The organism is Pseudoxanthomonas sp. 97-1-1, from assembly GCF_057773125.1.
Genome location: NZ_JBYMTJ010000003.1, coordinates 535,582 through 548,054, shown reverse-complemented (window position 1 = coordinate 548,054; position 12,473 = coordinate 535,582). Strand labels below are relative to the sequence as shown.

Here is a 12,473-nt window from a genome sequence, read left to right as displayed (position 1 = left end):
CGGATCAGCTGCGGAAAACGGCGGCCTCTGCGGCAGTTTCCGCCAGCACCTCGGCCAACGGCCGCGGGGCACCGTACAGGTAACCCTGCACGCGCTGCACGCCCAGTTGCCGCAGGCAGTGCTCCGTGGCTTCGTCCTCGACGAACTCGGCCACGGTGATCGCGCCAAAGGCGTTGGCCACGGCAACGGATGCCTGCACGACCGCATGGTCCTTGCCCAACTGGGCTACGTTGCGGACGAACGAGCCATCGATCTTGATGACGTCGACAGGGAGCTCGCGCAGGCGCGCGAAACTCTGCATGCCGGTGCCGAAATCGTCGATGGCGATGTGGCAGCCCAGCGCGCGCAGGTCGGCCAGCAGGTGGCTGGCGGCGGCCGTGTTGGAGATGGCGGCAGTTTCGGTGACTTCGAAACACAACGCGCTCATCGGCAACGGCGAACCTGCCAGCAGGGTGCGCAGTTCCACCTGGAAACTCATCGAGGCCAGGCTCTGGCCGGTCAGGTTGATCGCGATCTCGCGGCAATGCGGCAGCGCGGCGGGCGACTTGCGCAGCAGGCGGAACAACGCGCGCACGACCGCAAGGTCCAGTTCCGCACCCCGGCCAGCCGCTTCCAGCGGCGCCATGAAGCGCGCGGGCGACATGATCTCGCCCCGCTCATCCAGCAAGCGACACAACACCTCCCCCGTCAGCCCACGTGGCTCGCCATGGACATCGGCAAGTTCGCGGATCGGCTGGAAGTACAACACCACGCGCTCGTTGCGCAGGCTCGCCAGGGCCTCGGTGGCGTCGTGCAGTTGCCGGCGATGCGTGCGCCGCAACTGGCTATCGCCGATATCGGTGTAGCGGGGCCTCAGTTCGCCGTGGTGGCGAGCCTCGAAGGCCAGATGCGAAGCGGCGACCACCGCCGCATCGATCACGCTCGCCTGCGTACCGTTGAACGCGGCCACTCCCAGGTAGGGCAGCAAGCGCATCGGCTGCCCGCCCGCATCGATCTCCGCGTGCTCCACGCGCGCCATGACCCGCTCCCACAGATCGGCGTCGCGCGAGAACTTCGGCAGCAGCGCGAACTGGCCGGTGCCGACGTAATACGTCTCCACGATGTCCTCCAGGCGCCGTGCGGTCGCATTCATCGCCTGCGCCTGCGTATCCAGGCCGAAGCCCGCCACCAGCGTGTCGGTCTGGTCCAGCAGCAGGTACCCGAGTTCGGTCCGCGCGAGCGGCCGCGCCACCCGCTCGCGCAACGCCTTCAGGTTGGGCAGGCCGGTGATCTGGTCGCGCAGGGTCTCGCTGGAAAGTCGTTCGGCCAGTTCGAAGCGGTCACGGTTGGTCAGCCACAGGTACATCATCGCCAGCAGCAGGATGTTCAACTCCAGCGTGATGTGCAGCAGGTTGAAGAAGCCCACCGGACTGTTCGCGTATTCGGCCGTGCCCGCCACCATGCCCACCAGCAGCAGCAAGGTCAGCGACAGGGCCGCCATCGCCCACCGCGACGACAACCGCAGCATGCTCCAGCCCAACACCAGCAGCAGCGCGAAGCGGTAGTCCATCAGCACCATGCGCGGCGCGGTGCCGTCCGCCATGTAGGCCTGCCGCACCAGCACCGCCATCCACACGCTGAGCACCAGCCCGGCCGCCAGCGCGACCGGCCACATCCAGTGCGAAGCAGCATCTAGCCTGGGCGCGGGATACCCGCGTTCCCGCCACGCCACCACCAGCGGCAATGTCACCACGGCCACGCCGAACTGCTTGGCGAAGAACATCTGGAACGCCGAACTGATGGCCAGCGCGGATGTCGAAATCGCCGCGATGCTGAAGCCGGCAAGCGCGAGCACCAGCGGATAGAGCAACAGGCCTATCGAAGCGAACCGGACCAGGTCGCGCCGTTGCACGCGCTGGCCGGGCGCACGCGGCCACCGCATCCATCGCGCGCACGCCAGGCTCCAGCCCAGCGTGAAAAGATAGCTGGCCGCACCCCAGGCAAGCACCGGACCCGGTTGCCACTGGTCGAAATAAAGCTGGCGCACGGTCCAACCCACGAACGTCAGCAGGAAACAGCCCGCCACCACGCGGCGGTCCCTTTCCAGCATGGCGATGGCCAGCAGCAGGCCCGCATGCAGGTGGACCAGTGAAGCGTGGGCCAGCTCGCCGAAGAAATCGATGCGGTAGCTGACGGGGATCTGCTGCAACAGCAGGCACAGCCCACCCAGCAGGAGCACTTTCGTGCTTCCACCCATTCCGTGCTCTTCCCTGTGGACACCGTTGGCAACCATCAGTCTGCTGGTCCCCCGACGCGTCGCCATCCTGCCACGGATTCCTGAGGGCAGGCCATCGCCATCGCATTTGCCCAGATTCAGGCTCAACGGGATGGGCGGCGCCGGCCGGCCACCATCAGGAAACGAACATCAGCGCGCGTGGAGGCCGGAATCGGGCAGCAGCCAGTCGAAGATGGGGCGGGGGCGACCCAGATGGTAGCCCTGCCCCCACTGCACCCCCAGTGCGCGCAACTGCAGTACCTGGCTGGCGTTCTCCACATATTCGGCAACCGTCGCCAGGCCGTGAGCCTTGGCGACCGCTACGGCCGCCCGCACGATTTCCAGGTCACCCGGCTCGCTATCCAAGTGGCGGATGAACTGGCCATCGATCTTCAGGCTGTCCACCGGCACCTGTTTCAGGCGCTCGAAGTTCTGCACTCCGCTGCCGAAATCATCCAGCGCCAACCGGCAGCCATGTGCCCGCAGCTCCTGGAAGAGCTTGAGGGCGGAATCCTGGCTCGCGATCACGGCGGTCTCGGTCAGTTCGAAGCACAGCGCGCGATGATTCAACGGCGAGCATCGCAACAGGTCGGCAAAACGCGCGCGGAACGAGGCAGACGCCAGGCTGCGACCGCTCAGGTTGATGCCCAGGCGCGCGATACCGGGCATGGCGTCGGGATGCGCCTTCAGCCAGTCGAACAGGCATTCGACGACGGCGATGTCCAGATCCGCCACATGGCCGCTCTCCTCCAGGTCGGGGATGAATTCGGCCGGCATCAGCAGCCGCCCCTGCGCTGTGCGCAGGCGGCACAACACCTCGCCCTGGAACCCGGACAGCGCGGCGCCTCCATCAATACGGACGATAGGCTGCAGATGCAGTTCGATGCGCCCTGCGTGCACGCACTCCAGGGCCTCCGCGGAGGCCACCAGCCGATGCTGCCTCGCCAACACGGCGCTCCCCTCCCGCGTGGATACGTAGTGCATCGGACTGCATTCCCCCTCGCGACGTGCGCACAGGGCTGCATCGCACGCGTTGGCAAGACATTCGTCCAGCGACTGCGCGCCCAGCCGTTCGGGTCGCACCAGGCCCAGATAGGGGTTCAGTCGCAATTGCGCGTCTTTCCACTGGAACACATGCCCCTGCAGGCGTTTCAGGATGTCGTCCCAGGCGCACGCGTCGCCGCCCGTGCCGGCAAGCTGGCGTGGCAGCAGGACGAAATGCCCACCCCCCAGGTGAAAGGTGCGCGCCAGCGGTGCCATGATCCGCCCCGCTTCGCGCAGCAACAGCGTTTCGGCGCGCCAGCCATAGCTGCCGAGGACACGTTCCACCTGATCAAGCAGCAGGAAGCCCATGACGGGCGGCGTCGCGGGAAGCATTCGCCAGGCTTCCTGCAGGGCGTGGGCATTGGCCAGTCCGCTGCTCGCATCATGCCGTCCCATCTTGCGCACATGGCGATAGCGTTCCATGCGTTCGCGGTTGAGCAGGAACAGCAATGCGAGCACCAGCACCATGAAATTGCACTCGACCATGTGCACCAGCAGGCGCTGCATCTGCATGGCAGACTCGGCCTGCTGGGCCTGGTCCGTCAGCGCATGCAACAACAGCAGGTGGGTCACCGTCAGCAACGGCATCGAATACTCCACGCGCCAGAGCAGCATGGCGATGGCCATCAATGCGCCGATCAACGTGCGGTACTCGTAAACCAGTTCAAGCCATGGCCGGATCACGCCATCGCTCGAGTGCTCAAGCAGCGCCCCCACCACCAGCACCAGACACAGCCATGCCACGATGACGAACCAGCGATGCCCGGGAACCTGTCGCAGGCGCTCATCGCTCCATACCAGCAGAAAGGGCAATGTCAGCATGCCCACGCCGACATGCTTGGCGAGCAGTAGTTGCAGCGACGCGCTCGCCACTACGGGCGGGCCCTGCCCGATCAATGTGTACAGCGCGGCTGCCAGGGTCGCCCAGCCGAAAGGAAACAGCAGCAGGCACACGAGCAGGTAACGCCCGATGCCCGACACCTGCATGCGTCGGCGACGGCCCATGGGGCCGCCGGCCCATCCTGCACATGCCACGGTCCAGCGCCATTGCAGCATCATCGCCGCGGCAACGGCCACGATGTAGAGGGGCGACAGCGGCATCTGCAGCTGCGCACGCCACCACCACTGCACGAAATTGGCCAGGAACGCCATTGCCAGCACCCGCCAGTCGCCCCCCAACAGGGCGATCGCCATCAGCAGGCCGGCATGGGCGTGCAGCAGCGAGGCCTGTCCGCCCTGCCAGCGTTCACCGAAGAAGTGCGCGCCATACCCGACCTCGATGCTCTGCAGCACCAGACAGGCCAGCGATACGAGGCCAGCATCAATCCACCAGGCACGGGGTCGTGTGTCCATCGTGGCGCGCATCCCTTCACGTGATGACGGGATGCACGCATCGACGTGCTACCCCCGCTAGGGAGGCACACTACTCTGGCATTCGTGCATGCGCGATACCGCGCATGCAAGTGTGATTTGAACCGCGCACGATGGCGCGGTCACCCTTCACCGGTCAGACGTCCGCAGTGCGCCGCTCGAACTGCAGGTGCCCGCCGTCGGCGTGCACACGCACCTTGTCGCCTGCTCCGAATTCGCCCGACAGGATCTTGTGGGCCAGCGGATTCTCCAGCTGCGCCTGGATCGCGCGCTTCAGCGGCCTCGCGCCATACACCGGATCGAAGCCCACATTGCCCAGCAGCATCAGCGCCGAGTCGTCGAGTTCCAGCACGATCTGGCGTTCGGCCAGGCGCTTGGCCAGGTAGCGCGTCTGGATGCGGGCGATCTCGCGGATCTGCGCCTTGTCCAGCGGATGGAACACGACGATGTCGTCCAGACGGTTGATGAATTCGGGCCGGAAGTGCGCCTGCACCACACCCATCACCGCCGCCTTCATCTGCGTGTAGCTCTCCGGCGTGTCGCCCGCGCCGCCACCATCGCTCATGTCCTGGATCAGGCTGGAGCCCAGGTTGGAGGTCATCACGATGACCGTGTTGCGGAAGTCCACCGTGCGGCCCTGGCCGTCGGTCAGGCGTCCGTCGTCCAGCACCTGCAGCAGGATGTTGAACACGTCCGGGTGCGCCTTCTCCACCTCGTCCAGCAGGATCACGCTGTACGGGCGGCGACGCACGGCCTCGGTCAGGTAACCGCCTTCTTCGTAGCCCACGTAGCCCGGGGGCGCACCGACCAGGCGGCTGACCGCGTGCTTCTCCATGAACTCGCTCATGTCGATGCGGATCATCGCATCGCTGCTGTCGAACAGGAATTCGGCCAGCGCCTTGCACAGCTCGGTCTTGCCCACGCCGGTCGGACCGAGGAACAGGAACGAGCCACTGGGTCGGTCGGGATCGGAGATGCCGGCGCGCGAACGGCGCACGGCGTCGGACACGACCTTGATCGCCTCCTCCTGCCCGATCACGCGGCCGCGCAGCGACTGCTCCATCTGCAGCAGCTTCTCGCGTTCGCCTTCCAGCATCTTGCTGACCGGGATGCCGGTCCAACGGCTGACGACCTCGGCGATCTCCTCGTCGGTGACCTTGTCCTGCAGCAGACGGAAGCCCTTCTGCTCGGCCTCCTGCGCGGCCGCCAGCTGCTTCTCCAGTTCCGGCAGCTGGCCATATTGCAGCTCGCTCATCCGCGCGTAGTCCTGCTTTCGCTGTGCGGCTTCCAGTTCCAGCTTCACGCGCTCGATCTGTTCCTTGATCTTGGTCGCGCCGGTCAGCGTGGCTTTTTCGGCCTTCCAGATTTCTTCCAGGTCGTTGAACTCGCGCTGCAGCGATTCGATCTCGGTCTCCAGATCGGCCAGGCGCTGCTTCGACTGCGCGTCCTTCTCCTTCTTCAGTGCTTCGCGCTGAATCTTCAGCTGGATCAGCCGGCGCTCCATGCGGTCCATTTCTTCCGGCTTGGAGTCGATCTCCATGCGGATGCGCGATGCCGCTTCGTCCATCAGGTCGATGGCCTTGTCGGGCAGCTGGCGGTCGGCGATGTAGCGGTGCGACAGCGTGGCCGCGGCGACGATGGCGGGGTCGGTGATCTCCACACCATGGTGCACGGCGTACTTCTCCTTCAGCCCGCGCAGGATGGCGATGGTGTCCTCGACGCTGGGTTCGCCGACGAACACTTTCTGGAAGCGGCGCTCCAGCGCGGCGTCCTTCTCCACGTACTTGCGGTATTCGTCCAGCGTGGTCGCGCCGATGCAGTGCAGTTCGCCACGCGCCAGCGCGGGCTTCAGCATGTTGCCGGCGTCCATGGAGCCTTCGGCCTTGCCGGCGCCGACCATGGTGTGCAGTTCGTCGATGAAGAGGATGATCTGGCCTTCGTTCTTGGCCAGGTCGTTGAGCACGGCCTTCAGGCGCTCCTCGAATTCACCGCGGAACTTCGCGCCTGCGATCAGGGCGCCCATGTCCAGGCTCAGCACGCGCCTGCCCTTCAGGCCTTCCGGCACCTCGCCGTTGACGATGCGTTGCGCCAGGCCTTCGACGATGGCGGTCTTGCCCACGCCGGGCTCGCCGATCAGCACGGGATTGTTCTTGGTGCGGCGCTGCAGGACCTGGATGGTGCGGCGGATTTCCTCGTCGCGGCCGATCACCGGATCCAGCTTGCCGATCTCCGCGCGCTCGGTGAGGTCGATGGTGTACTTCTCCAGCGCCTGGCGCTGGTCTTCGGCATTCTCGGATTGCACTTTCTCACCCCCGCGCAGACGATCGATGGCGGCACGCAGCTTCTGCTTGTCGGCGCCGCTGGCCTTCAGTTCCTGCCCGGCGGCCCCGCTGTCGTCCAGCGCAGCCAGCAGGAACCACTCGCTGGCGATGTAGGTATCGCCACTGTCCTGCGCCAGCTTGTCGGTGACGTTGAGCAGCCGCGACAGGTCGTTGCCGATGGACAGGTTGCCGGCCTGGCCGGTCACCTTGGGCAGCTTGTCGAGCGCTTCGCCCAGCCGCTCGCGCAGCAGGGGCACGTTGACGCCGGCCTGCGACAGCAACGGACGCGTGCTGCCGCCCTGCTGTTCCAGCAACGCGGTGAGCACGTGCACCGGTTCGATCATGGTGTGGTCGCGGCCCACGGCCAGCGATTGCGCGTCGGCCAGCGCCTGCTGGAAACGCGAGGTCAGTTTGTCCATCCGCATCGGGAGAACCTCAAGGAAAGTAGGGGCCGGCGAACGCCAGCCGATGCTACCCAGATGAGGTTAAGCAGCGGTGTTTCAAGGCCGACTGAGACCCGGATTCACCGTAGGGTGGGCCCTGGCCCACCTTCTTGCACGTGCCGAATGGCGGGCCAGGGCCCGCCCTACGCTTTCTTCTGCAAGGACAGCAGGCCCAGCAGCACGGCCAGCGCGGCGTAGGCCCCTGCGAACTGCCACAGGATCGTCGCGCGCAGTCCTTCCACGTCCCACGGCAGATAGATGCCACCGCGCGGGTCGACCGAATGGATGATGCCGAACAGCGTCAGCACCGCGCCGACCAGCAGCGCGACGACGGCGCGGCCGTTGCGCCCGTCGATCATCGCCACCAGCGCGGTGGTCCAGATCATCGCGGTGATGATGAAGCCGTTGCCCAGTGTCACGATGGTGGCCAGGTCGGGCAGGCCGTGGCCATCGACGCCTTCGTACAGGCCAGCGAAATGGTCGGGAGCGATCCACGCCGGATTGCCGAACTTGATCGTCAGCAGGTAGGCCACCGACGGCAGGAAGCCCAGCGCCACTGCAATGGCGTGCTTGCGCGGCGTTTCGGTGAAGGCCTGCACGGTGATGTCGAGGCCCACGTAGACGATGATCGGCGCCAGAACGGCGACCGGCAGCCACTGCACCAGCCCCGACACGTAGCCCAGCACGCCGCCCAGGCCGATGAAGAGCCCGGTCAGCAGCGTGTAGCCCTTGCGCGCGCCCATGTGCTTGTACGCAGGCTGGCCGATGTAGGGCGTGGTCTGCGCCACGCCCCCGCAAAAGCCCGCGACCAGGGTGGACACCGCCTCGGCCAGCAGTACGTCGCGTGTGCGGTAGTCGTCGCCGGCGGCGCGCGCGCTTTCGCTGACGTTGATGCCGCCGACCACCATCAGCAGGCCGAACGGCAGCAGCAGCGGCAGGTAGGGCACCGTGTAGGCCAGGCCGTCCAGCCAGCCCAGCGTGGGCAACGGCAGCGTCACCGCCAGCGGCACGGCGTCCGGCACCTTGAAGCCCGGCGCGCCAAGGCCAGCGAGACCCAGCGCGTAGTACAGCGTGGTGCCGACGATGAAGGCCAGCAGCACGCCCGGGATCTTCACCGGCAACTTGCCCTTGGCCACCAGCACATACAGCAGCAGGCCGAAGGTGACGAAGCCGACGATGGGCTGACGCAGCGTTTCGATCAGCGGCAGGAAGCCCAGCAGCGTCAGCGCCGCGCCACCGATGGAGCCCAGCAGGCCCGCGCGCGGCACCGCCCGCGTGACCGCATCGCCGAAGAACGACAGCACCAGCTTCAGCACGCCCATCACCACCAGCGAGGCCATGCCGAGCTGCCAGGTGGCAGTGGCCGCGGCCTGTTCGTCCAGGCCGGCCTGTTTGAAGCCGACGAAGGCCGGGCCCAGCACCAGCAGCGCCATGCCGATGCTGGTGGGCGCGTCCAGGCCCAGCGGCATCGCGGTGACGTCATCGCGCCCGGTCTTGGCCGACAACCGGTGCGCCATCCACGTATAGATCAGGTTGCCGACCAGCACGCCCAGCGCGGTGCCGGGGAACATGCGGGTGAACACCACCTCGGCCGGGAACTGGAAGATGCCGATCAATGCGGCGGCAATGAAGCCGAGGATGGACAGGTTGTCCACCACCAGGCCGAAGAAACCGTTGAGGTCGCCGGGAACGAACCAGCGGCGCACGGGAGAAGCCGATGCGGTCATGGGAGGCCGAAGAAGGAAAAGGGAAAGGAGGGAATGGCGGACCACAGGATAAGCCGCCTTCCCCCGCACGCGGGGGAAGGAGCAGATCGACTCAGAACGATACGTCCACCGCGTGGCGCGACCACAGCACCGACTGGTGGCCGGTGGCCTGCTTCCACGCCAGGCGGATCGCCTCGACATCGGCGCGGCGCTGCGGCGTGTCCTCGTGCAGCACCACCAGCACCTTGGTCTTCAGGCGATTGGGTTCCTTCGCACCACGGAACAGCCACTGGCCGTAGGCATCGAACACGGTCAGGCCGTCCGGGAAGCGCGAGGTCACTTCCTTGTCGAGGAAGGCGCGCCACGTCGCTTCGGTGATGGGCTCGGCCTGGGGGCGGTCCGCCGGTCCCGTCTCCTCTCCCACCCCGAAGTACAGCTCGCTGCGCACCCAGCCACTCGCGCTGGCCGGACGCAACGTGTCGCCTTCCAGCGTGGCGGTGGTGGCAGAGGGCGATGCGACAGGCGGCGTGGACGCACACCCGGCAAGCGCAAGAAGGACCAGCAGCCAGACAGCACGGTGCGACATGGGGGAAGACCTCGTGGGAGAAGGACAGGATGGAGCATGCCGCCGCGATGGCCATATGACGCGGCGGCATAAGGTGATGGAGAGCGGAGATGACACACGGTCCGCAGCGGCGGTTAATATATCGCTTCATCGCAATATAGCGATAGACTCCGCCCTGCTCCCTCCCTCGCCCCACGAGACCCGCATGTCCCACCCCGTCCTTGCTCCGCTCGGCGCCGCCATCGTGCTGGCGCTCGCCGTCCCCGCCCATGCCCAGACCGCGCCTGCCGGCGCCACCGACCTGGACGCCGTGATCGTCACCGGCACCCGCGCCACCGACCGCACCGCGCTGGAATCCACCTCGCCCATCGATGTGCTGACCGCCGAAGACATCCGCCAGGCCGGCGTGCTCAACGGCGAGCTCGGCAGTGCGCTGCAGGCGCTGCTGCCGTCGCTGAACTTCCCGCGCCAGTCCAACTCCGGCGGCGCCGACCACATCCGCGCCGCGCAGCTGCGTGGCCTGAGCCCCAACCAGGTGCTGGTGCTGGTCAACGGCAAGCGCCGCCACACCAGCGCGCTGGTCAACACCGACAGCAAGATCGGCAAGGGCAACACGCCGGTGGACTTCAATGCCATCCCGGTCAGCGCGATCAAGCGCATCGAAGTGCTGCGCGACGGCGCTGGCGCGCAGTACGGCTCCGATGCCGTCGCCGGCGTCATCAACGTCATCCTCGATGACACGCCGGAAGGCGGCGCCATCGAAGCCAGCTATGGCGCGCACCACACCAAGGTGGAGCCGATCGACCAGACCGTCACCGACGGCCAGACCGGCTTCTTCAGCGCGCAGGTCGGCGACCGCATCGGCGACGGCGGCTTCTTCCGCGTGGGCCTGGAGTACAAGCAGCGCGAAGGCACCAACCGCGCCGGCTTCGACCAGATCCCGTTCTTCGAGGAGCAGACCCCGGACAACCTCGCCCTGGCCGGCCAGCGCAACTACGTGCTGGGCGACGGCAGTTCGAAGGACATCAACGCGTGGCTCAACGCGGCCGTGCCGCTGGGCGAATCGGCCGAGCTGTACGCCTTCGGCACCTACCACCAGAGCGATACCGAAGGCGCGAACTACTTCCGCTACCCCGATGGTGTGGCGAACTGGAAGGAGGTCTATCCGAACGGCTACCGCCCGATCTCCGAAGGCGAGAACCTCGACCTGGCCGGGGTGGCCGGCGTGCGCGGCCAATGGGGCGAATGGGATTACGACGCCAGCCTCAATCATGGCCGCAACGAATTCACCTACCGGCTGCGCAATTCGCTCAACGCCTCGCTGGGCCCCAGCAGTCCCACGCGCTTCAAGACCGGCGACTACGAGTCCGCACAGACGCTCGCCAACCTCGACCTGAGCCGCGTGTTCGGCGCGCATACGTTCGCCACCGGCCTCGAGTTCCGTCATGAAACCTTCGAGACCGGCGCAGGCGATCCTGCCTCGTACGCAGCCGGTCCCTTCACCGACCGCCCGACCGGCTCGCAGGCCGGCGGCGGGCTGACGCCGCAGGACACCGCCGACCTCGACCGCGATGTGTCCAGCGTCTACGCCAGCCTCAGCAGCCAATGGGGCGAGAAATTCACCACCGACATCGCCGCGCGCTACGAACATTACGACGACTTCGGCGGCGAACTGACCGGCAAGCTGGCCGCCCGCTATGAGTTCGCGCCCGCCTTCGCGCTGCGCGGCTCGGTGTCGAACAACTTCCGCGCACCGTCGCTGAGCCAGATCGGCTTCGAATCCACCTCCACCGGTTACGACGCGTCCGGCCAACTCACCCAGGGCCGCCTGCTGTCGGTCAACAACCCCATCGCCCGCGCCCTGGGCGCGCAGGACCTGGACCCCGAGAAGGCGCTGAACCTCAGTCTCGGCTTCACCAGCCGCATCGGTGAGCATTTCGACGTATCGCTGGACGTGTTCCGCATCGACATCGACGACCGCGTGGCGATCACGGAACGCATCACCGGCGATGCGCTGACCGATTTCGTGCTGGACAATTTCGGCGTGCCGGGCGTGCAGAGCGCCAACTTCTTCATCAATGCCGCCGACACCCGTACCGAAGGTGCGGAGCTGGTGGCCAACTGGCGGCAGGTGCTGGGTGACGGCAACCTGCTGTTGACCGGCGCCTACAGCTACGCGAAGACGGAACTGAAGAACATCGCCGTTACGCCCGCCGAACTGCTCGCCATCGACCCCACCTACGTGCTGTTCGGCGTTGAGGAGAGCAACACGCTGACCGATGCCGCACCGCGCACGCGTGGCATCTTCACCGCGAGCTGGAACAACACCGATTGGTCGCTGCTGGGACGCGTCAGCCGCCATGGCAGCGCCAAGCGCGTGTTCAACTTCGGCGGCGGCTTCGAGCCGGAACAGACCTACGGCGCCGAGTGGCAACTGGACGCGGAAGTGGAATACCGGTTTTCGCCGCAGTGGAGCGTCGCGCTGGGCGGCCTGAACCTGACCGACGAGTACCCGGACCTGTCCAGCGCGGACATCGCCTACTTCGGCAACCTGCCCTACGACGTGCTGTCGCCGATCGGCAGCAACGGTGCGTATTACTACACGCGGGTGCGCTACACCTTCTGAGTGCCACGGGCATCGCCGCCTCCCTCACGGAGGCGGCTCGACGAACTGATCGTCCGGGGGCCGCAGACCACGAACGCATCGCAATGCGCCCGGACGGTGAACAACAGGGACGCCGCCTTGCAGCCAAGCATGAAGAACTCGCC

6 protein-coding genes are annotated in these 12,473 nt (G+C 66.6%); 1 reads left to right on the top strand and 5 read right to left on the bottom strand.

The window, feature by feature from the left end:
* Nucleotides 1-4: 4 nt before the first annotated feature.
* From AC3DET_RS14380 to AC3DET_RS14360, 5 genes are all read right to left on the bottom strand, one after another.
* A complete protein-coding gene (locus tag AC3DET_RS14380; protein ID WP_446538124.1) occupies nucleotides 5-2,236 on the bottom strand; it encodes an EAL domain-containing protein in 2,232 nt (743 codons plus the stop codon).
* Between the two features lie 168 nt (nucleotides 2,237-2,404).
* Nucleotides 2,405-4,651: an EAL domain-containing protein gene (locus AC3DET_RS14375; RefSeq protein WP_488392054.1), complete on the bottom strand. Its 2,247-nt coding sequence runs from the start codon at nucleotides 4,649-4,651 to the stop codon at nucleotides 2,405-2,407.
* 154 nt (nucleotides 4,652-4,805) lie between these two features.
* A complete protein-coding gene (clpB, locus tag AC3DET_RS14370; protein ID WP_488392053.1) occupies nucleotides 4,806-7,415 on the bottom strand; it encodes an ATP-dependent chaperone ClpB in 2,610 nt (869 codons plus the stop codon).
* A gap of 161 nt (nucleotides 7,416-7,576) precedes the next feature.
* Complete coding sequence (locus AC3DET_RS14365; RefSeq protein ID WP_488392052.1) at nucleotides 7,577-9,160, bottom strand: SulP family inorganic anion transporter; 1,584 nt, start codon at nucleotides 9,158-9,160, stop codon at nucleotides 7,577-7,579.
* A 91-nt stretch (nucleotides 9,161-9,251) separates the two neighbouring features.
* A complete protein-coding gene (locus AC3DET_RS14360; RefSeq protein ID WP_337731497.1) occupies nucleotides 9,252-9,725 on the bottom strand; it encodes a DUF3574 domain-containing protein in 474 nt (157 codons plus the stop codon).
* A gap of 184 nt (nucleotides 9,726-9,909) precedes the next feature.
* Here AC3DET_RS14360 and AC3DET_RS14355 point away from each other — a divergent pair, with 184 nt between their 5' ends.
* On the top strand, nucleotides 9,910-12,330 hold the full coding sequence (locus tag AC3DET_RS14355; protein WP_337731498.1) for a TonB-dependent receptor plug domain-containing protein: 2,421 nt from the start codon (nucleotides 9,910-9,912) through the stop codon (nucleotides 12,328-12,330).
* The last annotated feature ends 143 nt before the right edge of the window (nucleotides 12,331-12,473 follow it).